The sequence below is a fragment of the Parabacteroides sp. PFB2-10 genome, assembly GCF_029893085.1.
Classification (GTDB): Bacteria; Bacteroidota; Bacteroidia; order Bacteroidales; family Tannerellaceae; genus QVMG01.
Genome location: NZ_JARXWI010000005.1, coordinates 112231 through 137424, shown reverse-complemented (window position 1 = coordinate 137424; position 25194 = coordinate 112231). Strand labels below are relative to the sequence as shown.

Annotated in this window: 30 protein-coding genes and 1 tRNA gene; 25 read left to right on the top strand and 6 right to left on the bottom strand. The window is 44.0% G+C overall.

All coding sequences use genetic code 11. From position 1 onward, the window contains the following. Positions 1–16 precede the first annotated feature (16 nt). The 10 genes from M2137_RS06190 (at position 17) to M2137_RS06145 (ending at position 10007) form a co-directional block, all read left to right on the top strand. Positions 17–625, top strand: a complete 609-nt coding sequence (locus M2137_RS06190) for an L-threonylcarbamoyladenylate synthase (protein WP_280765589.1) — start codon at positions 17–19, stop codon at positions 623–625. A 7-nt stretch (positions 626–632) separates the two neighbouring features. Then, complete coding sequence (locus tag M2137_RS06185) at positions 633–1961, top strand: deoxyguanosinetriphosphate triphosphohydrolase (RefSeq protein WP_280765588.1); 1329 nt, start codon at positions 633–635, stop codon at positions 1959–1961. 89 nt (positions 1962–2050) lie between these two features. Further along, positions 2051–2755 carry a helix-hairpin-helix domain-containing protein gene (locus M2137_RS06180; protein ID WP_280765587.1) on the top strand — a complete coding sequence of 235 codons (705 nt, stop codon included), beginning with the start codon at positions 2051–2053 and terminating at the stop codon, positions 2753–2755. Positions 2756–3136: 381 nt separating this feature from the next. Then, the gene (gene rfbA, locus M2137_RS06175) at positions 3137–4009 is read left to right on the top strand and encodes a glucose-1-phosphate thymidylyltransferase RfbA (protein WP_280765685.1); all 873 of its coding nucleotides are present in this window, start codon (positions 3137–3139) and stop codon (positions 4007–4009) included. A gap of 323 nt (positions 4010–4332) precedes the next feature. Further along, positions 4333–5472: an OmpA family protein gene (locus tag M2137_RS06170; RefSeq protein ID WP_280765586.1), complete on the top strand. Its 1140-nt coding sequence runs from the start codon at positions 4333–4335 to the stop codon at positions 5470–5472. Between the two features lie 106 nt (positions 5473–5578). Continuing rightward, positions 5579–6976: an undecaprenyl-phosphate glucose phosphotransferase gene (locus tag M2137_RS06165; RefSeq protein WP_280765585.1), complete on the top strand. Its 1398-nt coding sequence runs from the start codon at positions 5579–5581 to the stop codon at positions 6974–6976. Between the two features lie 126 nt (positions 6977–7102). Then, on the top strand, positions 7103–7516 hold the full coding sequence (ruvX, locus tag M2137_RS06160) for a Holliday junction resolvase RuvX (protein ID WP_280765584.1): 414 nt from the start codon (positions 7103–7105) through the stop codon (positions 7514–7516). A 14-nt stretch (positions 7517–7530) separates the two neighbouring features. After that, entirely contained in the window at positions 7531–8088 is a 558-nt protein-coding gene (gene def, locus M2137_RS06155; protein ID WP_280765583.1) for a peptide deformylase, read from the top strand. Between the two features lie 18 nt (positions 8089–8106). Further along, entirely contained in the window at positions 8107–9654 is a 1548-nt protein-coding gene (locus tag M2137_RS06150) for an acyl-CoA carboxylase subunit beta (RefSeq protein WP_280765582.1), read from the top strand. Positions 9655–9674: 20 nt separating this feature from the next. Then, positions 9675–10007 (top strand): acetyl-CoA carboxylase biotin carboxyl carrier protein subunit, encoded by a 333-nt coding sequence (locus tag M2137_RS06145; RefSeq protein ID WP_280765581.1) that lies wholly within the window; start codon positions 9675–9677, stop codon positions 10005–10007. A 77-nt stretch (positions 10008–10084) separates the two neighbouring features. Here M2137_RS06145 and M2137_RS06140 read toward each other — a convergent pair whose 3' ends face one another. From M2137_RS06140 to M2137_RS06125, 4 genes are all read right to left on the bottom strand, one after another. Beyond that, positions 10085–11176, bottom strand: a complete 1092-nt coding sequence (locus tag M2137_RS06140; RefSeq protein WP_280765580.1) for a hypothetical protein — start codon at positions 11174–11176, stop codon at positions 10085–10087. A gap of 49 nt (positions 11177–11225) precedes the next feature. Continuing rightward, positions 11226–11558 carry a hypothetical protein gene (locus M2137_RS06135; RefSeq protein WP_280765579.1) on the bottom strand — a complete coding sequence of 111 codons (333 nt, stop codon included), beginning with the start codon at positions 11556–11558 and terminating at the stop codon, positions 11226–11228. A gap of 57 nt (positions 11559–11615) precedes the next feature. Continuing rightward, positions 11616–12434: a DUF3658 domain-containing protein gene (locus M2137_RS06130; RefSeq protein WP_280765578.1), complete on the bottom strand. Its 819-nt coding sequence runs from the start codon at positions 12432–12434 to the stop codon at positions 11616–11618. Between the two features lie 253 nt (positions 12435–12687). Further along, positions 12688–14079, bottom strand: a complete 1392-nt coding sequence (locus tag M2137_RS06125) for a DUF4932 domain-containing protein (RefSeq protein WP_280765577.1) — start codon at positions 14077–14079, stop codon at positions 12688–12690. A 559-nt stretch (positions 14080–14638) separates the two neighbouring features. Between M2137_RS06125 and M2137_RS06120 the strand changes: the two genes are divergently transcribed. The 9 genes from M2137_RS06120 to M2137_RS06080 all read left to right on the top strand — a co-directional run bounded on the left by M2137_RS06120 (position 14639) and on the right by M2137_RS06080 (position 20669). Beyond that, positions 14639–15976, top strand: coding sequence for a site-specific integrase (locus M2137_RS06120; RefSeq protein ID WP_280765576.1), 1338 nt, complete (start codon positions 14639–14641; stop codon positions 15974–15976). Beyond that, a complete protein-coding gene (locus M2137_RS06115) occupies positions 15973–16860 on the top strand; it encodes a hypothetical protein (RefSeq protein ID WP_280765575.1) in 888 nt (295 codons plus the stop codon). Before M2137_RS06120 ends, M2137_RS06115 begins: the two co-directional genes overlap by 4 nt. Before the next feature lie 148 nt (positions 16861–17008). Further along, the gene (locus tag M2137_RS06110) at positions 17009–17323 is read left to right on the top strand and encodes a helix-turn-helix domain-containing protein (protein ID WP_280765574.1); all 315 of its coding nucleotides are present in this window, start codon (positions 17009–17011) and stop codon (positions 17321–17323) included. A gap of 105 nt (positions 17324–17428) precedes the next feature. After that, positions 17429–17638 carry a hypothetical protein gene (locus M2137_RS06105; RefSeq protein WP_348538029.1) on the top strand — a complete coding sequence of 70 codons (210 nt, stop codon included), beginning with the start codon at positions 17429–17431 and terminating at the stop codon, positions 17636–17638. Further along, positions 17635–18687, top strand: coding sequence for an AAA family ATPase (locus M2137_RS06100; RefSeq protein ID WP_280765572.1), 1053 nt, complete (start codon positions 17635–17637; stop codon positions 18685–18687). Before M2137_RS06105 ends, M2137_RS06100 begins: the two co-directional genes overlap by 4 nt. Positions 18688–18843: 156 nt before the next feature. Next, positions 18844–19752: a BT4734/BF3469 family protein gene (locus M2137_RS06095; protein ID WP_280765571.1), complete on the top strand. Its 909-nt coding sequence runs from the start codon at positions 18844–18846 to the stop codon at positions 19750–19752. Then, positions 19749–20021 (top strand): hypothetical protein, encoded by a 273-nt coding sequence (locus M2137_RS06090; RefSeq protein WP_280765570.1) that lies wholly within the window; start codon positions 19749–19751, stop codon positions 20019–20021. Before M2137_RS06095 ends, M2137_RS06090 begins: the two co-directional genes overlap by 4 nt. Before the next feature lie 131 nt (positions 20022–20152). Continuing rightward, positions 20153–20341, top strand: coding sequence for a hypothetical protein (locus M2137_RS06085; protein WP_280765569.1), 189 nt, complete (start codon positions 20153–20155; stop codon positions 20339–20341). A gap of 199 nt (positions 20342–20540) precedes the next feature. Beyond that, positions 20541–20669, top strand: a complete 129-nt coding sequence (locus M2137_RS06080) for a hypothetical protein (protein ID WP_280765568.1) — start codon at positions 20541–20543, stop codon at positions 20667–20669. 57 nt (positions 20670–20726) lie between these two features. Here the strand turns inward: M2137_RS06080 and M2137_RS06075 are convergent, their stop codons facing one another. Continuing rightward, positions 20727–20972, bottom strand: a complete 246-nt coding sequence (locus tag M2137_RS06075) for a helix-turn-helix transcriptional regulator (RefSeq protein ID WP_280765567.1) — start codon at positions 20970–20972, stop codon at positions 20727–20729. A gap of 188 nt (positions 20973–21160) precedes the next feature. Between M2137_RS06075 and M2137_RS06070 the strand changes: the two genes are divergently transcribed. From M2137_RS06070 to M2137_RS06060, 3 genes are all read left to right on the top strand, one after another. Further along, positions 21161–21400, top strand: coding sequence for a hypothetical protein (locus M2137_RS06070; RefSeq protein WP_280765566.1), 240 nt, complete (start codon positions 21161–21163; stop codon positions 21398–21400). Between the two features lie 45 nt (positions 21401–21445). Further along, positions 21446–21946 carry a hypothetical protein gene (locus tag M2137_RS06065; RefSeq protein ID WP_280765565.1) on the top strand — a complete coding sequence of 167 codons (501 nt, stop codon included), beginning with the start codon at positions 21446–21448 and terminating at the stop codon, positions 21944–21946. A 79-nt stretch (positions 21947–22025) separates the two neighbouring features. Further along, positions 22026–22349 carry a hypothetical protein gene (locus M2137_RS06060; protein WP_280765564.1) on the top strand — a complete coding sequence of 108 codons (324 nt, stop codon included), beginning with the start codon at positions 22026–22028 and terminating at the stop codon, positions 22347–22349. A gap of 137 nt (positions 22350–22486) precedes the next feature. Here the strand turns inward: M2137_RS06060 and M2137_RS06055 are convergent. Continuing rightward, positions 22487–22557 (bottom strand) — tRNA-Cys (locus M2137_RS06055). Between the two features lie 341 nt (positions 22558–22898). Here M2137_RS06055 and rfbC point away from each other — a divergent pair. From rfbC to M2137_RS06040, 3 genes are read left to right on the top strand one after another with little or no spacing between them, the layout of a single operon-like run. Next, positions 22899–23456, top strand: a complete 558-nt coding sequence (rfbC, locus tag M2137_RS06050) for a dTDP-4-dehydrorhamnose 3,5-epimerase (RefSeq protein WP_280765563.1) — start codon at positions 22899–22901, stop codon at positions 23454–23456. Between the two features lie 19 nt (positions 23457–23475). Then, entirely contained in the window at positions 23476–24618 is a 1143-nt protein-coding gene (rfbB, locus tag M2137_RS06045) for a dTDP-glucose 4,6-dehydratase (protein WP_280765562.1), read from the top strand. 27 nt (positions 24619–24645) lie between these two features. Beyond that, positions 24646–25167: a hypothetical protein gene (locus M2137_RS06040; RefSeq protein WP_280765561.1), complete on the top strand. Its 522-nt coding sequence runs from the start codon at positions 24646–24648 to the stop codon at positions 25165–25167. Positions 25168–25194 lie beyond the last annotated feature (27 nt).

Genomic DNA, 25194 nt, shown 5'->3' with positions numbered 1-25194 from the left:
TAAAAACGCAGTTTTTATGTTGCTTAGGATTTACCCCGATAATCCCAATCCACGGGAGATAAGCCGGGTTGTTTCGGTGTTACGGGACGGCGGCTTGGTTATTTATCCGACAGATACGGTCTACGCTATCGGATGTAACGCCCTGAATGTACGGGCGGTGGAGAAAATATGCCAGATGAAAGGGGTGAATCCGCAGAAAGCAAACCTCTCTATTATTTGTTACGACCTGTCGAATATCAGCGAATATGCCAAAGTCAGTAACGCGGCATTCAAACTGATGAAAAAGAATTTGCCGGGACCTTTCACCTTTATATTGCCGACAAGCGGCGAACTGCCTAAGATATACAAACACCGGAAAGAGGTGGGAATCCGTGTGCCGGACAACGCGATTGTGCGCGAACTGGTACGTGAGTTAGGCAATCCGATCCTGACCATGTCGGTGCATGACGAAGACGATGTGATAGAGTATTCGACCGATCCGGAACTGATTGATGAAAAATATGCCCATTTGGTGGATCTAGTGATCGATGGCGGCTATGGCACGATGGAACCCTCCACCGTCGTGGATTGTACAACGGATGATTTCGAGATTGTCCGCGAGGGAAAAGGCGAACTAATCTGGTAAAACATATATGAACTGGATCCAATTACTTTCCGACAAACGGTTCGGAATGGAAGACTACAATAACCGGAAGCATGATCGGACGGATTTCCAACGCGATTATGACCGCTTGATCTTTTCATCCGCCTTTCGCCGGTTGCAGAATAAGACACAGGTCTTCCCGCTTCCGGGAAGCATCTTTGTACACAACCGTTTGACGCATAGCCTGGAGGTGTCCTGCGTGGGACGTTCGTTGGGCAATAACGTAGCCCGGGCATTGATGGAAAAGTATCCAGGTATGGATGCCAATTTTTCGGAGATCGGTTCCATTGTTTCTGCCGCCTGCCTGGCGCACGACATGGGCAATCCCCCTTTCGGACACTCGGGAGAGCGAGCCATATCCGCCTTTTTCACCGAAGGGGGCGAGGGAAAGCAATGGGAATCCCAGGTGAAAGAGGAGGGAGGCCGTTGGGAAGATTTTGTCTATTTCGAAGGAAATGCGAATGCCCTCCGTCTGTTGACTCATCAGTTTACCGGGCGACGAGAAGGTGGTTTCGCTTTGACATACAGCACCCTGGCGTCGATTATCAAATATCCTTATTCCTCTGAACTGGCACAGAAGAAGAAAAAGTTTGGCTTCTTCCAGACAGAAGAGGAGACATTCTATAAGATTGTTGAGGAGTTAGGACTTTGCCCCGATCCGGAAGAGGAGGGGAAATATGTTCGTTATCCGTTGGTTTACTTAGTGGAAGCCGCCGATGATATCTGCTATCAGATTATGGATATAGAGGATGCCTGCAAGTTGCATATCCTTTCGTATGAAGAGGCAATCGAGTTATTATTGGGTTTCTTTGAAGAGGACCGTAGGGAGCGTCGCCAGGAGGTGATGCGGATGGTGGACGATAAGAACGAACAACTGGCTTATCTCCGCTCGAGCATTATCGGGTTATTGGTTGATGCCTGCTCGCAGGTCTTTATTGAACACGAAGAAGATATCCTTTCCGGCCGTTATAAAGGCTCATTAATCGAGCGAATCAACGATCCGGCCAAAAAGGCGTATGCTGCCTGTTCTAAGGTGGCTTGCCAGAAGATCTACAATGCTAAAGAGGTGGTCGATGTGGAACTGGCCGGACATCACATTTTTAGCCGGTTGATTAGCATCTTTACAAACGCATTGATAAACAAGGATCAGCCTTATAGCCAATTGTTATTGCAGCGAATCCCCAGCCAATACGATACGCATGTGCCTACGACCTACGGGAAAATACAATGCGTGCTCGATTATATTTCGGGCATGACCGATGTCTACGCACTCGATCTCTACCGGAAAATCACCGGCATGAGCCTGCCGGCTGTCTGATCCGGAAAATCCTATACAGTTTTTGCTCCCTTCCTTCCTACAATTATCTATAAATAATTGTATATTTGTGAAAACCAACGCCTACGACTATGAGCTGGAAAGACTTTTTCTATTTCTCAAAGGGGGAACGGCTGGCTATCGGCCTATTGTTACTCATCATCTCGCTTTCCCTATTGATCCAATTGATTCGCGGATATGATAGGGGTGGAAAAGAAACCGCACTCTATCCGGTTACCATCTATTCGCCCAACGCTCCTCAGCTCCCTCCGCACGTAACCACTCTCCCGCCCGCAAAGAACCTCCCGGCGAAACCTCTTGAAAGCACCTTCTCACGTTCCTCTACGGAGAAAAAAATACCGGAAAACAGCTATCGAACCAATAAATACCCTGTAGGCACGGTGGTTGAACTGAATACGGCTGATACGACCATCCTGAAGCGGGTGCCGGGAATCGGGAGTGTATTTGCCAATCGCATTGTCCGTTACCGCAACCTGTTGGGCGGTTTTTATTGCGTGGAGCAACTGGGCGAGGTCTATGGAATTGATGCCGATCGGTACGAGGCGTTGAAAGACTGGTTTTGTGTGAATCCGGAGAGAGTCCGGATGCTGCCTGTCAATCTGCTTCCCTTGGATTCTCTGTTGCGCCACCCCTATATCGATTATCCGCAGGCGCGAGTGATCAAACAGTTGGTTCGTCAGAAAGGGCGGCTAACCGGGTGGAACAACCTGCAGCTATTGGAGGAGTTTACCGAAAATGATCGCAAGCGCATGCTGCCTTATCTCTCTTTCGAATAGTAACAATATCCATCTCTTCTCGCCCTGCCATTTTGGCGCGAAATCTCTTTTGAAAACAAAAAAACTTCCTGTATCCGGCGAAAAACCGAAATAGCATTTTGATATTTCGGCAGGAGTATTTCGCCGAAAAGGCAGGAGTATTTTTGCAAACCCCCGGGAGAAACATTTTTTAACAAACCGAAGTGTAAGTAAATCTACCCTATATACTTAGAAAACCCCCATCATCTGTTTACACATTGATTTTGCTGTTTTTCTACTTTTTGATTGTTAAATCGACTGCCTTTTTGGCGGTTATTTGGCGAATGCCTTCTCTTGCTTGAATAAATCTGAAAGTTTTAATTACATTTGCATAATATAGAAGAAACCTAAATACACATTATGATGAAAGGTATTGTTTTAGCAGGTGGGTCGGGCACACGTTTATATCCGATTACTAAAGGTGTGTCGAAACAGCTGTTGCCTATCTATGATAAGCCCATGATCTATTATCCTTTGTCGGTATTGATGCTGGCGGGTATACAGGATATTCTTATTATCTCTACACCGCAGGATTTGCCCGGATTTCAACGTCTTCTGGGGGATGGCTCCGATTTTGGCGTTCGTTTTCAGTATGCCGAGCAGCCCTCTCCGGACGGATTGGCGCAGGCGTTTATTATCGGGGCTGATTTTATAGGAACCGACAGTGTCTGCTTGGTGTTGGGTGATAATATCTTTTATGGGCAACGTTTTACGGGGATGTTGCGGGATGCTGTTCGCGATGCGGAAGAAAATGACAAAGCGACCGTGTTCGGCTATTATGTGAATGACCCGGAGCGTTATGGCGTAGCGGAGTTTGATGAGGCGGGAAATGTGTTGAGCCTGGAAGAAAAGCCGAAAGAGCCAAAATCGAATTATGCTGTGGTAGGTCTTTACTTTTATCCGAACTCTGTGGTGGAGGTCGCAAAGCAGATCGAACCTTCCGAACGGGGTGAGCTGGAGATTACAACCGTGAACCAACTCTATCTGGCAGAGCGGAAACTGGGTGTACAGCTTTTAGGGCGTGGATTCACCTGGTTAGACACCGGAACCCATGACTCGCTATCGGAAGCGGCTACCTTTGTAGAGGTGGTAGAGAAGCGCCAGGGGCTGAAGATCGCCTGCCTGGAAGAGATCGCCTATAACCAGGGTTGGATTGATGAGGCGCGTTTGAAGAAGATGGGGCGTATGCTCCAGAAAAACCAATATGGGCAATATTTATTACAGTTGTTAAAATGAAGTCAGACAACAAAATAAGATCATAAATCGACAAAAAAAAGATCTATTCATTGCCTTTGTTTTAACGAGGCGTAAACTTTTAAGCAATGAATTCGGTTATTATTGAAAGACCTGATAAAGCAAGGTGTAACGTTGATGTGTTAAAATAACCCAAAAACGTTCTCTTTTTACGCAATCTGGGGAATAAATCCCCGAACTATTTGAAACAAATGCAAGCTTAGCCTTGTTATAAAATCAAAAAGCGTTAATTTTGTGCGTTGTTAGGTGTTTTGCTTAGAGATGTAAGAGAAAAGAACGATTGTTTAATTTAAAAGTTGATTAATATGAAGACTAAAGTTTTACTTTTAGCATTATTGTCTGTATTTGTTATTTCAGCTACTGCTCAGGAATATAAACCTCAGGTAGGTTTTAGCAATGAAGCTGGTTACAAAACGAATTTTAAAAAGAATAAAGCAGGTGACAACTGGTTTATTTCTGTTGGTGGTGGTGCCAGCATTTTGATTGCTGACGAAACAAAAAACGCTGATTTTGCAGATCGTCCAAGTTTGGCACTTCAGTTAGGTGTTGGTAAATGGTTTAGCCCGATCTTGGGTGCTCGCGTTCAGGTGAATGGTGGTGCGATCCATGGCTTTATCGGTAACAACGGTGAGTTTATGCAACATAACAAATATGTGGGTGCTCACGCCGATATTATGTGGGATGTAACCAATCTTTGGGCTCCTTACAACGAAGCGAAAGTATTCCGTTTGATCCCCTGGTTAGGTATGGGTTATGCGCAGCGTTTCAAAAACCAAGGATTCCCTCGTTCTGAAACTCCTACCTTGAATGCCGGTATTTTGACTGCTTTCCGTTTGAGCAAACGTGTTGATTTGAATGTGGAAGTACAGGGCTCACTGATGAATGAAACATTCAACCGTCAGTTTATGGGACATCTTTCCGATGGTATCGTGACGGCTACGGCCGGTCTGACTTTCAAATTGGGTAAAACTGATTTCGAAGTGATCGAACCGATGGATTACGCGCTGTTGAACGACCTGAACAACCAGATCAACTCTTTGCGTGCTGCTAACGACGAATTGAGCAAACGTCCGGTTTCTTGCCCGGATTGTCCTGATGTACCTGCTCCGATTGTAAACAACAACACCATTGATAATGTGGTATTCTTCCGTCTTGACAGCTATGTGATCGACAAGAACCAGGAAATCAATATCTTCAACACCGCTGAATTCATGAAAGAAAACAGCACACCTATCAAGGTGATCGGTTATGCCGACGTGAAGACCGGTTCTTCTAACTACAACAAGCAGTTGTCAGAAAAACGCGCCAGAGCGGTTGCGAAACAGTTGGTTGAAAAATACAATATTCCTTCTAACCAGATCTCTATCGAATGGAGAGGTTCAGACGAACAACCGTATGATATCAATAACTGGAACCGTGTTGTTATTATGCGTGCTAACGACTAATAGAACAGTATCGTATATTTAAAAAGAGAGCTATCCCCCGGGATAGCTCTTTTTCTTTTTGGAGACTTGAATTATTTCCTTATTTTTGTACGTTTTAAAAAACGCAATGGAGTCTAACAAGAAAAGGGGAAATCTTATACAATGGTTTATTGGAATTGGCGATTTGCTGGTTGTCAATGCCTTGTTTTTTGCTGTCTATTATCTGATGGGAGAAGGCTATACCCGTGCGATTGATTCTCATTTGCGTGAGGTGGTATTGCTGTTGAATTTCTGTTATTTCTTTTCGGTCTATTTTGTGCCGATTCAGCTTCACGCTTCGGTGATCTTCCTTGAAAAGATTGTGCAACGGGCCTTTCTGTTAGTTACCTTTTTTATTATTCTGTTTGCCACTTGCCTGACGTTTCTGAATATAGGCGATCAGTTGGCAACATTTCTTTTGCTCTACTATATCAGCTTAGTGGTTTTCTTCTCGTTCTGGCGTGTCATTGTGCGTATTTCGTTGAAGATATATCGCCGTAAAGGGTATAACTTTAAAGCGGTGGTGATCGTTGGGGCAGGAAAGAACGGGATGGAACTGTATCGGGTGATGAAAGATGATTTGGCGTATGGTTTCCATGTGTTGGGCTTTTTCGATGATAACCTGGCGTTGAAAGATGTCTTGCCCAATTACTTGGGAATGACGCATGAGGTGGAGCGTTATTGCCTGGAGAACAGCGTGGATGAGATTTATTGTACGCTTCCCGGAACACAGGATGAAAAGATGTTGCGGATGCTGAATTTCGCGGAAAAGAATATGATCCGCTTCTATATCGTGCCGGAATTCTATCGGATGGTGAAGAAAAGCCTCTTGATGGAAATGATGGATACGGTTCCCTTGTTGACGATTCGTCGCGAACCTCTGCAATCGGCTTATAACCGTTCGCTTAAACGCGCTTTCGATATTGTCTTTTCCCTGGCGGTGTTGCTTACCGTATTCCCTATTATGTATGTGGTTATCGGGCTGCTGATCAAACTGAGTTCGCCCGGTCCTATTCTGTTCAGGCAAAAGCGGACGGGCATTTATGGTGAAGAATTCTTCTGCTATAAGTTTCGTACCATGCGGGTAAATGAGGAAGCCGATACGCAGCAGGCACAAAAGGATGATCCGCGAAAGACGAAGATCGGGGATTTCCTTCGGAGAACCAATATCGACGAGTTTCCTCAGTTTATGAATGTATTGGCCGGACACATGTCGGTGGTGGGACCACGTCCTCACATGCTCAAGCATACGGAGCAATACTCTGCTATTATCGATAAATATATGGTGCGCCATTTGGTGAAACCCGGCGTGACCGGATGGGCGCAGGTGACCGGTTACCGGGGAGAGACCCGGACGCTTGAGCAGATGGAAGGCCGTGTCAAGCGCGATGTTTGGTATATCGAGAATTGGTCGTTCTTCCTGGATCTTAAGATTATTGTGGTGACCATTGTCAATATGTTTACCGGCGAAAAGAATGCCTATTGACGCCATTATCCTTCCGGTAAATGCCTTTATTTACATTCCATATACTTTACATGAACAACGAAAGGGATTGCACACATTTTGCAAATATGTGTAATATTTAATCTTTTTGTTTTATCTTTGCAACCGATGGGAAGGATTGTAGCGATTGACTATGGGAGGAAACGCACCGGATTGGCTGCTACTGATACGCTCCAATTGGTCGCAAATGGCTTAACCACCGTTCCAAGTGGCGAACTGGCCGATTGGCTATGCAACTATGTAGTGCGCGAGCCTGTTGATCTTTTTGTGGTGGGATATCCTTTGCAGATGTCGGGCGAGGAATCGGATAATATGCCATATGTGAAAGCGTTTGTCACCCATCTACAACGCAGGATACCGGATATCCCGGTCGTCTATTACGATGAACGGTTTACCTCGGTTATGGCTCAACAAAGCATGCGCGATGGCGGGCTAAAGAAAAAGAAACGTCAGGATAAAGCGTTGGTCGACGAGATTAGTGCTGTTATTATCCTTCAGGCTTATATGGAAAGTAGAAAGTAAAACGAAACAGAACGATGATATTACCTATCTATTTGTACGGGCAACCGGTTTTGCGCAAGGAAGCAGAAGATGTTCCCCGTGATTATCCCAATTTAAAAGAGTTAGTTGAAAATATGTTTGAGACCATGTATAACGCGGATGGGGTTGGTTTAGCCGCTCCGCAGATAGGCTTGTCTCTTCGTATGTTTGTGATCGATGCGGATGTGGTGGGCGATGACTGCCCCGAATGCAAAGATTTTAAGAAAGTAATGATCAACCCCGATATCTATGAAGAGAGCGACGATGCGATCGTATTGGAGGAGGGGTGTCTTAGCTTTCCCGGTATCCATGAGAAGGTATCCCGGGCGAAAGTGATACGTGTGCGCTATTTCGATGAGAATTGGCAGGAACATGACGAGGAGATCGTGGGTTTTGCGGCGCGTGTCGTGCAGCATGAATACGAACACCTGGGTGGTCATGTGTTTATTGATAATATCTCAGGCATACGTCGTCAGATGAATAAAGGTAAACTAAATGATATAGTAAAGGGGACAGCCCGTGCGTCGTATCGTACGAAGGCTGTTGGTAAGTAAAACAAACAACAAAACAGTATGGCAGATTTAACGAAAAGCATTCTTGCACTACGTGAGAAGAAGGCTGTAGTCGAAAAAGGTGGTGGCGAGGCCGCTATCGAAAAGCAAGTAGCCATGGGCAAATTAACGGCCCGCGAACGCATCCAGGCTATTCTGGATAAGAATTCGTTTCATGAAACCGATATGTTTGTTAAACATGATGGCCGCGACTTCGGTATGGACAAGAAGGAGTTCGCCGCCGATGGTGTTGTAACAGGAACAGGAACAATCGGGGGGGCACCGGTTTGTATTTATGCACAGGATTTTACTGTTGCAGGAGGATCGTTGGGACTTCAACATGCCCGTAAGATCACCAAAGTGATGGATATAGCGCTGAAAATGAAATGTCCGGTAATCGGTATTAACGACTCGGGGGGTGCCCGTATTCAGGAAGGCGTAAGTGCCTTGGCAGGGTATGGAGAAATTTTCTATCGGAACACCATTGCTTCGGGCGTGATTCCGCAGCTTTCACTCATCTTAGGCCCTTGTGCCGGTGGCGCTGTTTATTCGCCAGCATTGACAGACTTTGTATTTGTGGTAGAAGGCATTTCAAAAATGTTTATCACCGGCCCGAACGTAATCAAAACGGTTTTGGGCGAAGATATCTCGATGGAGGATCTAGGTGGTGCCCGTGTACACGCGGAGATTACAGGAAATGCTCATTTCTATGCCTTGAACGAAGAGGAATGTTTCGAACAGGTGAAGAACCTATTGAAGTTTATCCCCTGGAACAATCAGCAGAAGGCTCCTTCCGTGAAAGCCAAAGAGCCTAAGACAAAATTGAATATCGAAGAGGTTGTTCCTTCTGATCCGAAGCAACCCTATGATGTGCGTGATGTGATCCGTTGCATTGTAGATGATTCAGACTTCCTGGAGATTCAGGAGCTCTGGGCTGCCAATATTGTGATTGGTTTCGGACGTATGGGCGGAGAAACCGTTGGTTTCGTGGCCAACCAGCCGATGGTGCTTGCCGGTGTATTAGACTGCGACAGCGCCGACAAAGCGGCTCGCTTTATCCGTTTCTGCGATTCCTTTAATATTCCTATTGTTACCTTGGAAGATATGCCGGGTTATCTGCCGGGAGTCGACCAGGAGCATGCCGGGGTGATTCGCCATGGTGCGAAGGTATTGTATGCCTATTCCGAAGCGACTGTGCCTAAGGTGACGGTTATCCTGCGTAAAGCATACGGAGGAGGTTATATAGCTATGAACTCACGCCACCTGGGTGCTGACTTTATGTTTGCCTGGCCAACGGCAGAAATCGCCGTGATGGGTCCCGACGGAGCCGCCAATATTATCTTCCGCAAAGAGATTATGGAAGCAGAAGATCAGGAAGCTATGCGTCAGGAAAAGGTGAACGAATACATCGAGAAGTTTGCCAATCCGTATGTAGCTGCCTCAAAAGGCTTTGTCGATACGGTGATCGAACCGAAAGAGACACGTACACAAATCCTGCATGCGTTGAAGCTTTCCGCTTTGAAAGAAGAGTGTCGTCCGGAGAGAAAACATGGCTTGCCTCCATTTTGATGTGTTATTAATAGAAAGTAATGGAAAAGATAGATAAAAAGTATGTTGATTTCTCTGTGATGGCAGGTACCTATAAGACCCGCTTGACTAAGAAATTCACCAATCGTCCCCAATGGAATAAGCCGGAGCCCGGCGACGTATTGTCGAATCTTCCCGGTACGATCATTCAGATCAAGGTGAAGAAGGGCGAAAAGGTAGAAGCCGGTCAGTTGCTCCTTATCCATGAAGCGATGAAAATGTTGAATCGTGTAGTGGCGCCTGTCAGCGGCATTGTAACGGATATCAATGTAAATGTAGGCGATAAGATTGGAAAGAATCATTTGATGATCAAGATCGTAGAGAACGAAAAGTAACCATCGTGTTGCTGATATATAAAGAAGGCGTCTCCTTGAAGGGGACGCCTTTTTGTTGAGCCATGAATGAGCTTGGCTTACTGTAACCGTATCATATTTCCAAATCCGCAAATCCCAACCGTTAAGTTGATGGAATAACCCTTCAGGTTTGGATCGAAATTGGCTCGCGTAACATAAAGCCTTGCCCGTATGGAGGTCTCTACTTTCTCTTTTATGGCGGAGGTAAGATTGATTTTTTTGCGCAGTTTGTAGTCGGCATTTAGTCCAAAAATCACATTGTAATCGACCAACCGGAGTCCATTCTCTTTGTCGTTTTTATTGGTTGCCGATAGCTCTGTAATGCCCAACCCGGCGAAGGGTGCCAGTTTGAATTTTTTGTTGTCGAGAAAGGCATAACCATAGGAAATATCAATAACTGCCAATCCGAAATTTTGATCTTCATACCAATAATCGTTGGACAAATAATCCTTTCTTACTTTACCTCCGGCTAATGTCCCGTTTAAATAAAAAATGGATCTTTTGTATGCAAAATCAAAACCGAACATAAAGTTAAAAGTGGGACTAAAATGGTCAGCAATGGAGCCGCTAAATGTGCCTGCTCCGATGCCTGCGTGTAGGCCATACCCAAAACTTCTGTTCTTGAATTCGGGTATTGACTTTTCGGTATACCTGTTCAACTCATTGGACACGATTTGTTCCCAAAATTCGATCGCCTCCAGATTAAATCCATCGGCCGATTCTAACTGAAACTGTTCTATTTCATTGGTGCAATACGCATATGTGGCGTATAGTTTGCTTTCAGTATCGAAGATAGAGGAAGCCCCGTCTAACTCGAGTTGTAGCCTTCGTTTATAGATCTCAACAATGTCAAAAATAACCTGATTGTATCTTAGGAACTGCTCGGTCTTATATTCGGGATTTATCCAGGATGATTCTCGGTCGATGTAGGCTTCTGCCATATTTCTTACGACAGTTGTGTCGCCAAACTTCTGCTTTCTTGCATGATACCCGAGGAAATATTTTAACTCAGAAACGCCCTGGCTGTTTCTCCTTTCAATAAAGTCGTTCCAGGTTAATGCGCCTTCCGACCAATTCTTCTTATATTCCTGAGCAACCAACTCGCACGAAGAAATCAATCCAATCAAAATGATTATTAATACTTTTTTCATATCTGTTAAAATAGGTTTTACATTTCAGAAGAGTCAAAGTCGTACTTCATCATCCTTTTTTCTTCATTATTTTTTCTATTGAAAACCCAAGCAATCCACCTAAAATGGTGGTCATGATTGTAATCGGAATCAATGAAATGGGTTCTTGCCAGCCAATCAGAATGGCACTTGGTAATAACGCCAGGAAAGCTATGAGTATTCCCTTCGCTATTGGATGGATGTTTAAGTCGATTGTAGCGATTAGAAATCCAACCACCACCCACATCGTAAATGCCGAAAGGTTAGCGTCCCAGGTTAGATGCTGTACGACCATCGGGATTACGTCTAAAATCCCTGCAGCCATACCTAATAGTATTCCGATTTTAATTCTTTTTGTTTTCATATGATTGCTTTATTAGATAAGTAGGTTTTTTGTCTTGTTTTCTTCTCTGAAAAATAGTTATTCTTTATTGAGTTTTACCTCATAATCTCGCATTTCTTTCAATTCTCCATGTATTTGTAATTTCCCCGTTAAAACCAATTGTTTCATTCTGTATGCCAAAAAGAAATCCCTTACATTGAAATCAGTATCACATAACGTATGCCCAATAACTAGAGCCGGTTTTTGATATTCGTCTGTGCAATGTGATAACAGAAATGAATCAAAATAAGTCTCGTCTTTCGCAACAAGCTGTTTGTTCTCGTCTAAAATCCACAACAAGGAGTTGCCAAACTTCACTTTCTCCCATATCTTTCTGTATTCGGACAATTTCCCTTCTGTTAATTGGCAAAAATGTTTATCCAAATCATCAACTCGTGACAAATCCGTAGCCCCCAAACAGTTTGGATATACAACTGTTCCAAATACATTTTTCATGGAGAAATTGTAAAAATCAAAAGTGAAAACGTTGTTGCAGTCCGGTTTTAAATGGTATAATAATCTTGCAGTTTGAATAATTTCTAAAGGAGAAACGCCAGTCCACAAATAGATTTTTTCATTCTTGTAGTTCTCAACAAGTGATTTGATCGTTTCGATATCTCTGTTGGTAGACATGAGAAAATCATCTTCGTTTATGTACTTCGGAATATCGAATCTTTTAGACAGCCAACGCTTTCTCGCTTCCACTTCTTCGAGAGATGCTAAATCGCAAATAGGGCCGATATTCAAACAATCCTCTAAGCAAATCAAAAGAATGGAATCTAAATCAAATTTTTCACTGTGAACAAACAACCCTTTTGCGGATTGTCCAAAAACAATATGTATATCTGTGTGTTTCATGATCGATTGTTTATTCTTGTAAAACGTGTACCGGTTCTTCTGTGTATAATGGCAACTGAGTCGGTGAACAAAGATACGATTTTATGTGATTCTAATGTAAGTGATTGATAAATGAGATAATTTGCTGGCTGACTATGCTCAGCCAGTTGGTTCACCATGCTCGACCAGTTGGTCCACCATGCTCAGCCAGTTGGCCGACCATGCTCGACCAACAAATAGTCCAGGCTGTCTGCTTGATGGCTTAGCTGTTTGCTTATTCCTTTGTGCTGAAATTTACTTCATACGTTTTTAATGGGAATCCCTCCGGAGTCTTGAAGTTTTTACCTGTCAAGACAAATTGATATTCTTTGCCAGCCTCTAACTGTACCTCCATTACAACAGACTTATTACCCGCCGAGTAATTGATTGCTTCGACTTGGGGAAAGGCCTCTCTTCCCTTTGTTCCTATATTGATAGAATATCCTGCTCCAATTAATGGCCTGTCAAAGTGTATCGTGATTGTTTTTATATCCGCACTCACATCTGTGGCGTTATTTTCAAACTCTTTTATAGAAATAACTTTTGGCCTTTTTGAATCAAATTCTTTAACAATACCAGCATATGAATGATATGCTTCTGCCAATTTTGGCATATAACTTTCTAATGTTGGGTAAGTTATTTTATTCGAATCATACTTTTCTAACTCAGCGACAAGCTCTTTTATCCATAAGAAACCATATTGCAGTTCAGTTTTGTACAGATTATCTATCGTTGCCTGGTCGGCATGATGATCTTTATAGTATTTGATTACGGAGGCTCTGACCAAAGCTTCATTCAATACGGTTTCCCATTTTCCATAAGCCTGAGCGTTCATTTCCTGTTTCATCGCTTCAAAAATTTCTTCTCCATTTTTCTGGAAGAGATCTTTGTTCTTCTCTAATAGCGGATTGACGAATGAATGATTAAACTCGTGGATAAGTATGGAAAGATAGGTGTCTACATCAAACATCGGCATTCCCTCATCATCCGTATCCCAAACACCCATGACCGCATAAACCTCTTTGTTTCCGGCGGAGTCGACAAACGAAGGGCCGTAACAGCTTCCGCCGTTACCTAATGCGATTACCACCTTAAACTTTTCGGTAGGTTCATTGCCATAGAATTTGGTGTACCAATTTAAATCCAAATTCTTATAAACTGAAGTAAATCGGGAGGCTGTCTCGTTGTATAATGCTTGATTGTCATTGAAAAACGAATCACATGCAGCATCCATGTAAAACTTCTTCAACAGTTTTATAAATTCAATCGCATCTTCTTTCTTCCATCTGTCTAATGAGTTGTCGGTTAATTCTTTCAATGGATCCAGGTTGTCATCTAAAAAGATAGCCAACGACATGGGAGCGTCGAAAGATATGCTATTTTCATTCCGCATTTTTTGGGCGAATTGAATTAATTCGTGATTTTTATATGGAGTAAAGTGCTGTATTATCTTGTCAGTATATAGTTTCATCTCTTTTGAATTGTACTCCTCATTACCAGCTAACCGGAATACAATACTCATGAGTTCAACTCTTTTATCTACTTTCGGACTCTCAATCAACTGGCTGTTTTGTCCAAAAACACTCAACGAAAAGGCAAGGAAAATGAAAATTGTTAATTTCTTCATATTGTATTGATTTTATTTGTTCCAACTAAATTTTCTTCCATAAATAGCTTATATCTTAGCAAATAACAACTAAGCTGATGAACAAAGATATCGTTTTATGTAATTCAGACAAAGTGTTTGATAAGTAATCACAATGTAGATGTTTGGATTGCGATTTTGTAAAGAATGAATCTTCGCTGTTCTTTAGAAATGATCTTAACTGATTGACACTCTGTCTTTTTATTCATGTTGTTTCGTTTTACGCAATGGAGTGCGTATTTCTACGCAATGCAAATTCAATAAAACATACATACATCTGCCACTATACCCCTAAAAACAAAAATCGCCAAGAGCTTTTATTTCAGCATCTTGACGACTTTCAGTTGAGGTTCCTGGCGAACCTCTTTTTCTTGTTTTTGCTTTATTGGGAAGAAAAACATATTTATGTAAATAACTGATATACAGCGATAGTCTTTATTTGCAAAATAACATAAAAGTAAATAAGATAAAAAAATGTAGTACCATTGTAGTACCAAATAAAAAGAACCTCGTATATTTGTGTAAAAATGGTACTACAACTATGGCAGCAACATTTATATTGAGAACTGACAAAACGGAAGGAGATGCAACACTATTTGTTCGCATACAAAGCCGAACACCAAAAATCAATATCAGAGTATCCACAGGATTGGAGGTTGATATAGAAGCATGGAATAAATCTCTAACGTCTGCAAAAGCATTAACAGCCTTTAGAAAAGAAGAAGGGAAAGGAAAAGGGAAAGAACTATATCAGAAACTTGATGCTATTTCCGCTCTCATAGATTCTCTTATAGCAGAAGGGATTGAACTAACTACCGAAATAGTAAAAAGTCGGATGAATGATATTGTCTATGCAGAACAGATCGAAGCAGAAAAGAAAAGACAACAGGAAGAAGCAGAGCGTTTAGCCGCTGAACAAGCCACTAACCTCAACGGATTTATTGAACAGTATATCAATGAGTGTGAAACCGGCAAAAGGAAAAAGAAAGGCGGTACGCTTAATATCTCGCCCGGAACGATCAAAAGCTATAAGGGGTTTAAGGCTCAATTCGACCTATACCAAACAGAGAGATTTAAGGTTATAGACTTTGACGATGTAACAGTTGAGTTCTATAATGATTTCCGTTCTTTCCTGGAGGATAAGAAGTATTCCCCTAATACAGTCGCCCGGATGATAAAGATACTGAAAACGATATGCTATGCCGCTGAAAACTTAAAATTGATTGATGCGTCTAATATCCGTACCGGCTTTGAGGTTGTTTACCGGGATGTGGATAATGTCTACCTAACAGAGGAACGCATACAGCAGCTTTACGATCTTGATTTGTCAAACCGTCCGGCATGGGATAAGGTAAGAGACGTTTTTGTCGTTGGATGCCTTACCGGGCAGCGTGTGAGTGATTATAAGCGTATCAATGCAAAGATGATCGTTCGCCTGACCGATGGGCATGACTACATAAAACTAAAACAGGAAAAGACAGGAAATATAGTTTACATTCCACTTGATGATCGAGTAAAGGCAATTATTGATAAAAACGGAGGTGCAATGCCGAAAGTTCACGACCAGAAGATAAACGACTATATCAAAGACATAGGCGAGCATCTTAAATGGACTGAAACGGTGGCAATAGAGGAGCAGAAAGGATCAATGGAATACACGGCAAACAAACGATTCTGTGATATGCTTAAAACGCATACCTGCCGACGATCACTTGCTACCAATATGTACAAAGCCGGATCCTCTTTAAGCTCCATTATGGCTATTACCGGACACGCCAACGAGCAGCAACTAAAAACATACCTCAAACTCAATGAAGCGGAAAAGAGTATGCTGGCAATGAAAGATAAATATTTCACGAAATTAAAGGTAGCGAAATGATCGACACCAATAAAAAAGCATTCCAAGCGTTTGTCGAGCAGGTAAAACCTCAGCGGTTTGAGGTGTTCGACGAGAACTATCATAAGACGGTGGAGAAACTTCGACAAAAGGCTGAATCTGACACACAGGGTAACGATGCCCCAAAGGATCGGTCACGCCTGCCCCTGCCAGTAACAAAAATTATATTCCCCGACGGGCTATGCACTGCGGAGTCATTCAGTAGGTTGTCGGAGCTGGCGAAGACGGAAGCGCAGTACTTGGAGAACCACCTGCTACTTATGGACGATGATAAACGACAGCGGTACTGCGAGGCGGTGCTGGAGGATCTTATCTCTTTAGCGCTTGACCTACACGCTCACGTGAAAAAGGTGGGTATAACAGAGAATGAAAAACGACGCTTATTCAACCTTGTTATAGGTGAGGCGTTACTCCCGGTCATTCTTCTTATGGAGCGACAGAATATACCCCTGTCTGCAGAATCTTACGCTGACTGGGAGAAAAGAGGAATAGTAAAATATCTCCCCGTGTTGGAGATGATACCAAAGACAGACAAGGTGAAAACCTTAAACAATTTCGGAAAAAAAGCTATGCCATCAAGAAAAGAAAAGAAGAAACGAACTGCACATTTCATGGATTGTATTTTGCACTCGGACAAAGAAAGTTTAATAAATACATTCCATGAAATGATTGATGGGAAAGGTGGTGTTAACGTTGGTATAGTATTCACGGCTGCCATTGCCGAAGGATTGATAAGAAAGCCAACAAAAGCGGAATATGTTAGCGAATTTGCTCTTATAGGCTCCTGGGAAGCTATTAGAAAAAATATTGATCCCGAAAACAACAATATCATAGACAAAGCCCGTTTTGTTAAATTCTTTCCCTAATTTTCCTTGAAAAAGTTGGTGTAGGTTGGTAGAAGTTGGCGACAACTCACACCAACCTATTTTTTTTCTTCATTTTGTTCACATGATGCAAATTTGCCTGTGAAGATCAGTTGCGCAACGGACTTCATAACTATTAAATAATAATGTTATGCAAAGTTTTAAATTCGATCAAACACAGCAGGCAGTTATCTTAGGGGTATTTTCTCCCTTTATCGATGCTATTGCTTGCAAGGTGGTTCACCTGATGAAGGAAAACACCACAAAGCAAGAACCAAAGTTCTACACACGGAAAGAAACAGCGGCAATGTTACATATTACTTTGCCAACCCTCTCACGTCTTACTAACGATGGACTACTACAAGCTAAGAAGATCGGCAGCCGTGTCCTTTATGATGCAGCTGCAATCGACGAAGCCGTCAAAGAAGAAAGAGTATTCAAATACAAACGTAATCGGAGGGCGTAAGATATGAAGAGAAAAAAAGAAAGCCCCGCCAAGGGGCTGGGGCAACAGGTACTCCGCAAAGATAATCATTCTGGCCGAATATACAGCACTGTACGGGCTTTATTTTTGCAGGGGTATAAACTTACCGCTAAACAAATAAATGCGCTCACGGGCAGCAATGACGCCCGTAAGATCATCTCTGATCTGAGGCGGGAAGGTTGGAATATCGTAGACCTGCGACTGCCTAACGGGTGTAAACTCTATTGGCTGGCCGAGGACGTGCGGCAAGGTGAGTTATTCGCTGAGGTAGTCGAATCTAATAGCATGGCCGTATGAGGGTAGACCTAACGAAATTCACGGAGCATGAGCCGGATCAAGTGGATACCGCTGCCGATATATTGGCCGGGTGCGTTATCGACATCACGAAGGACTACCCGCCGGTGCAATTCCTTCTCCGGGATCGCTACGGTAACGGGCTTATATCACGTGGCGACCTCTGCGGCATGAAGGGGAAGGCCAAGGCTGGTAAGACGTTTGCTTGCGCAGCACTGGAGACCGCAATACTAAGCGGCGGTTACATGGGATTCACGGCAGAGAAGGATTGCATGAAGGTTCTACACGTGGACACCGAGCAGAATGTTTATAATGTCGCCGAGAAGGCACGCATGGTGTACGACCTTTGCGGCTGGCCTACCTCAACAAGTAGCGATCGGTATATTCCACTAACACTCCGGGAGTACAACGCAGCACAGCGACTGGAGAGAGTGCGAGCAGCTATCGACCGATACCGTCCGGACTGCGTGTATATCGATGGCATACGAGATCTCTGCAAGGACTTCAACGACATTGGCGAGAGTGGTGTATTGATCGGTGAGCTAATGAAGCTAAGTAGTCGCTATGAGTGTGCTATCCTGTGCGTCCTCCATGAGAATAAGGGCGACGGCAATATGCGGGGACACCTGGGCACGGAACTGTTAAACAAATGTAGCGAGACGTACCAGGTCAGCCGGGACAGCAATAGCGGAATAATAACGGTAGAGCAAACCGAGTGTCGTAATGCTCCTATATCTAAGTGGGCGTTCTCCATAGATGAAGAGGGGCAACTGTCTGCTGAAAATGTAATCAGCAAAGAAGACGAAAAGAAAGAGGATCTACGGCAGGCTTTTGAATCTATATTCAGTCAGCGGACGAGATACAGGCACACAGACCTTACCCAAGCATATATGGTACGCAGCGGCGTTAAGGACAGAACTGCAAGAAACCGGATACAAGATGCCGTCAATACCGGAATAATCAGCAAGCAGGATGACGGTGCATATACTCTCGGCGATTTTTCCGACGACCTCAACGGATCAGCACCATTTTATGAGGATATATACAGATGAGAAGGGGTAATATTAAAGTATGGCAAGGGGTACGGCAAATGGCACCCCTATATATAGGGGGTTGCCGTTTTGCCGTTACCTTTCCCCGAATTACGGCAAATACCGTTTTGCCGTTCTTTTGCCGTTTTGCCGTAAAATCATTTTAACAACTAAATTATGACAAACATTTTAAATAAAACAGTTAGTTTCTACAAGAAAGTCACAGAATCACCGGTCAAAGAAGTAGCTTTATATACGCTTCTTACCAGTGGTAAATTCAAAGACCGAGTAGAGTCGGTTCGGGCAGTGCTGGCAAAGGACGGCCTCGATGCCTACAAAACCGCAAAGAAGTCTTTACCCAGCTTCACAGTTAGCGGAACGTTCAGCGGAGCCAGCGACAGCAGCCTGTTGCAGCACTCCGGCCTTATCTGCATCGACATTGACCGCAAGGATAACCTCGACGTGGAGAACTTCGAGCAACTAAAGGAGATCATCTACCAGGTGCCACACGTCGCTTATTGCGGTCACTCGCTTAGTGGTGAGAGTTATTTCTGCATCATTCCGATCAGCACGCCCGACAAGCACCGGGAGCACTTCCGCAGCTTACAGAAGGATTTCGCCCGCTGTGGGCTAACTATTGACCCGTCAGGCATCAATGTTGGCCGTAAGCGGTTCGTGTCGTACGACCCCGAGCCGTATATCAACATGAAGGCTGAGGTGTATTCCTGGATCGTTCCGCTATCGGAGTCACGACCGCAGTCCCAGGAGGAGCAGGAAGATATCGACGCCGATACCCTGGCAAGAGTTGAGAGCATTGTCGACTACTGCGAGCGAGAATTGATTGACGTGACCGAAGGTTATGACAACTGGCTGCGTATCGGTGCTGCTTTGGCGTCGCTTGGTAAAGCTGGACGGAATTTATTCCACCGCCTCAGCGCTATGAATAGCGGATACGAATACAGACAGGCAGATAAGCAATTTACAGCCTGTCTGCGAATGGATAAGGTACACCCCGGTACTTTATTCCACATTGCCAAAGAACATGGTGTAACGGCAGCTATGGACTTTAAGGAGGTGACGCTATGAAAAAACGAAAGGTCACACTAATAAGCCGCACACCGTCCTGTACAACGCTGCGGAATAAGTTTAACGGCGGCACTTGGGAGAGCCGTAAATGGTGCTTTGGTACTGTCGAGTTTGAATTGAACGACGCCTTTGCCCGGTGGCTGGGGTACGATGATCGTGACGAGTTCATCGGGGAATATCCCTTTCTGCAGCAGCAAATCGAGCGGATCGGATACGTTCCGAAGTGGGTCGCATCGATGGAAAAAGGTTTCTATTTTAGGAGTTGGTAATGGCACGCAATACCTACAAACCTAAGACCTACTACCCGGGTGTGGCTAAGGCGATCGCCCGGGAGTACATCGCCCTTCATCGTAAGTATTGCTACGGCTGTGCGAGGATCGGCAGCTACTGCGGACGGAGCATGGAGGACGTCTTTGCTGATACGGTATTCTATGTTATACACGATGAGGTGGCCAAGTCTTTACCGACCGATCAGCTACTACAACACTTCGACTACAGGTATAATATGCTATTGTACAGAGCTCGGATGGATGCAAGGCGGGAGAGTCACCCGGATAGCATAGAGCCTAAGGCGATAGACGACGGGTGAGAAGAACGAAGAGGGGGATATGGGTGTAAATTTCTGAGAATCAAGTCGCTGAAACCCCCACACCCCCGAGTTTACACACGCAGCCGAATTTTGAATTTTGAAAATGTTAATAATGTGTTAAATATTATGTCATTACGAAAAATACAGAATAAACGACCCCTGCCGAGTTATGCAGTTGCTCCGGGAGATGCAAGACGTAATGGAGCGGCATTGGCGCTGGTATTTCCCCGACAATACCGTACGGGTACTATGCAATACATGGTACCGATACAATAAAGCGGAGAAGTCTGATATCCCCCAACAGCAAAACCTCTATGCCGACCGATAAAAAACGGTTTACGCATAGAGGTTTTTCGTTCGATTTAAGCGACTTTCTATTGAGGCCTTACTCTTTTACGATTTTGATTTTTCCGCCACAATGCGGGCAGCTAATAACGTTCTGTGCCGCTTGCTCGAATAGTTCTGCCACCCCGACCCCTAAAGCCGTGGCGATGCGTTTTATCATCTCCATTGTGGGGTTAGATTTCTCGTTTATTATGGCACTCAAATTTGGCTGAGTAGTTTCTACTAACTCGGCTAACTGTGTTAAGGTCATCCCTTTCTCCTTTGCAAGTTCTTTTATTCTGTACATGATTTTTGAGTTTTATTTGATGCAAATATAGACCTTATATGTTAATAGCATATAAAAATGAGCATAATATATGTTAATAGCATCTATTTGTTTTGATATTATACGCTGTTGGCGTATATTTGCATCAGGTAAATAAATAATAGCATATAATCATGACAACAATATCAAAAATAAGCAAGCGGGACGTAATGAATAGAGCATGGAAGATCTACCGTGGAAATTATTCTAAGAACTTCGGAGAATGTCTGTCAAGAGCTTGGTGGGTTGAGAAGGAGATTCAAAAATCTCTGTTAGAGGAATACTACTGGGAACACCCCGAAGCACGCCCCGAGTCATTAGGCGATCGGATCCGTAGAGAAAACCGTGAGAAGGGGATACCGGCACCTTCATTTCACCGTGACCTAAGAGGTAAATTTTCATTCTTATAATAAACGCAACGCCCGAAGCGGTAAGAGGGCATAAACAACAATAATATGGAAACTGAAAAAAGAGAGTACACGTTTGAAGATCTGCAAAAATTCAACATTGAAAAGAGAGTGTCGGCCAGCGAATGGATAAAAGGTAACTACGGCCGTGATTGTGATACACCTGAGTTGAATCTCCTGGACGATCCGAACCCCTACAACGTGTTATACGATATTATCGAGCAGTTTTACAAGGTGGCCAGATCTCACTATTCCCAGGCCGTACGTGTCGAAGGAATGCAAAGAGAGTTACAAATACTGAGAACTGAATTAGGCAGACTTCATACAGCGCAACCGAAGGAGGAGGAGAGAAAAGAGACCAGCACACTGCCTCAGCCCTTGCAGGAGCTATTCCAGCAATACTATGCCGAGGAATGGGCGCAGGGGATGGAGGAGACCCTGGATGCTCTTATAAACACCTCGGATACGTATGACGGGGGAGAATTAAAAACACCAATGCAGATGATCCGATATTTACAAAAATTCTTTTTAGCTATGCAGAAAAAGTGAAGCTGCAGAAGTATGATAAATTTTATTTTTTGAATGAAGCAATGCCCGAAGCGGTAAGAGGGCAATAAACAACAATAATATGGATTTTAACGAAAAGTTAAGGCTTGAGATTATTAAGCATTTGGAGTACTTCATTTCAGACCCTATCAAAAGAGTTGCGGAGGATGTATATTTTACAGAGGATGCGAAACCCGGATATATATCGGAATTGCTGGAGGAGTTAACCTTTAGCGCTAAGAGAGCGTCTGAAGCTGTAGCTTACTTGGGTGAGCATGAATTGAAAACGTATGCCGATGTAAAAGTATTCGAGAAAAAATTCGGAGGGACTCCAGATATAGATCTCCCGTTAGAGTATTTACTGGATGTCGGTTGGCAGAATAAGAGCGGACTAATAGAAGTTTGACAGGATGCCCCCGGATCGTTTTTAGGTTCGGGGGATTTTTTATAAACGTAGTACCAATGTAGTACCATTTTTCAAAATCACCCCAAAACAAAAATCGCCAAGAGCTTTTATTTCAGCATCTTGACGACTTTCAGTTGAGGTTCCTGGCGGATTCGAACCGCCGTAGACGGTTTTGCAGACCGGTGCCTAGCCACTCGGCCAAGGAACCTTTTGGTTTTGCGAGTGCAAAGTAAAGGAATTTATTTTGTTTGAGCAAGGGGTCGTGAGCTTTTTATTCCGGGGGAGGGAAAAAGTAGGGGTGGGGTGGGGTGAAATTGGTTGAAAAGTGGGTGGTTTCAAAAATGGGGGTGTAAGCAGGGAGGGGTGTTTTTTAGTTAAAATGAGGGTGTGTTGCTTACACTTCGAATGTTAACAAATGTTTACTCCCGGGAGTTTGTCTCCAAAGTCCTGCCTTTTTGGAAAAATTCTCGGGCGGAAATAGCAAAATGATAATTTGTTGCTCATTTCGGGAAAAAGACTTTACTTTGCTTTTCTATTGACAAGACTGATATGAAATACAGAGAAACGGATATACCCGGCGTGTGGATTTTGGAACCAAAGGTGTTTTCGGATGCGCGGGGTTACTTTATGGAAAGCTTTCAAAAAGAAGACTTCGAGGCGCATATCGGACGGGTTGATTTTATCCAGGAAAATGAATCGTATTCCACGAAAGGGGTATTGCGCGGCTTGCATTATCAATTGGCTCCCTATGCGCAGGCGAAACTGGTGCGCGTGATACAGGGCGAGGTATTGGACGTGGCGGTAGATATCCGTGTCGGTTCTCCTACGTTTGGAAAACATGTGGCGGTGTTGTTGTCGGGCGATAATAAGAAGCAGTTTTTTATTCCGCAGGGATTTGCCCATGGCTTTAAGGTATTGAGCGAAACGGCTCTTTTTCAGTATAAAGTGGATAATCCCTACCGACCAGATCAAGAAGGGGGTATTCTTTTTTCGGATCCGGCGATTGGTATCGATTGGGGTCTGGTTGAAGAAGAGGCGGTTGTTCTTTCGGAAAAAGACCGTTTACTGCCCCTGTTGTATGAGGCAAAATTAAATATCAACTATTGATTTATCAAAAAGGAATTGTATGAAAACGTACTTAGTCACCGGAGCGGCCGGTTTTATCGGCGCGAACTTCGTGAAATATATGCTGTCGACTTACGACGATGTTCGTTTGATCGTGTTGGATCTGCTTACGTATGCAGGCAACCTGGAGACGATTGCCGAGGATGTCGACGGTGAGCGTTGCCTTTTTGTGAAAGGGGACATCGGCGACCGGGCGTTGACCAATAGCCTTTTTGAGCAATACGAGATCAACTATGTGGTTAATTTCGCAGCTGAGAGCCATGTGGATCGCAGCATTGAAGATCCGCAGCTTTTCCTCGTAACGAATATCCTGGGCACGCAAAACCTATTGGATACGGCACGGGCTTATTGGGTGACCGGAAAGGATGCCGGGGGCTACCCGACCTGGCGCGAAGGGGTTCGTTTTCATCAGGTGTCGACCGATGAGGTCTATGGCAGTCTGGGGGCGGAAGGTTATTTCACGGAAGAGACGCCATTGGATCCGCATAGTCCTTACAGCGCTTCGAAAACAAGTGCCGACCTCTTTGTGAAGGCCTACCATGATACCTATAAGATGCCTGTGACAATCAGCCGTTGCTCGAATAATTACGGGCCTTACCATTTTCCGGAAAAGCTGATTCCGCTAATTATCAAAAATATTTTGGAAGGAAAGCAGTTGCCGGTGTATGGCGACGGCACGAATGTGCGCGACTGGCTGTATGTAGAAGACCATTGTAAAGCGATCGACCTGGTGATCCGGCACGGCCGGGAGGGTGAGGTCTATAATGTAGGCGGACATAATGAGAAGCAAAATATCGAAATAGTCAAAGAGATTATCTCCACCATACGGAAGATTATGCTGGTGGAGCCTCATTACCGTCAGGTGTTGAAAAGAAAGGATCTCGAGCCGGGTGGAGAGATTGCGATCGACTGGATCAATGAGGATCTGATCTCGTTTGTCAAAGACCGCCTGGGGCACGACCAGCGTTATGCCATCGATCCGGCGAAGATCACCCGTGAACTGGGCTGGACGCCCGAAACCTCTTTCGGGGAGGGGATTGTGAAAACGATCCGTTGGTACTTAGATCATCAGGCATGGGTGGAGAATATTACCGGCGGAGAATACATGCGTTATTACGAACAGATGTATAAAGCCAACGATTAATTATTAATTAAAAAAAAGAAGATGAGTATGAAAAGATTGAATTGGAAAGTAGTTTTGGCTGCTTTGTGTATGGTAGTGTTTTTTAGCGCGTGCGACAACGACGACGATAAAAATAATGAGCAGGCTTTGCTCCAGGGAACATGGATCGTGGAAAGTTTTCCAACGGACAATGATGCGTTAAATGCTTTGTGTGTGATGGTTCCCAGCCTTATAAACATGGAGCAAACAACCTTCACCTATACGGCAGATGGCAAACTGAATATCCATCTGGTGCCTGCTAATGGCGAAGCGTCGGATCATGTGGGCTCGTATACCTATGGCGATAAAAAACTGACGCTTAAGATCGATGTATACCCGTTGACGTTAGAAGTTGTTTCTATCACGGATAAAGCAATGAAACTGGAAACGACTATCTCGCCCCAGATGCTGGGCATTCTCATACAGGTTATTCAGGAAGCCTATCCGGATTTCGCGGGTATGTTGGATGGCCTGATTGGCGACAGTCTTGAAAAAGGGTTGAAAATAACCATCAATCAAGTGAAGAAATAAAAAACAATCCCATACCTTTGCTTCTTC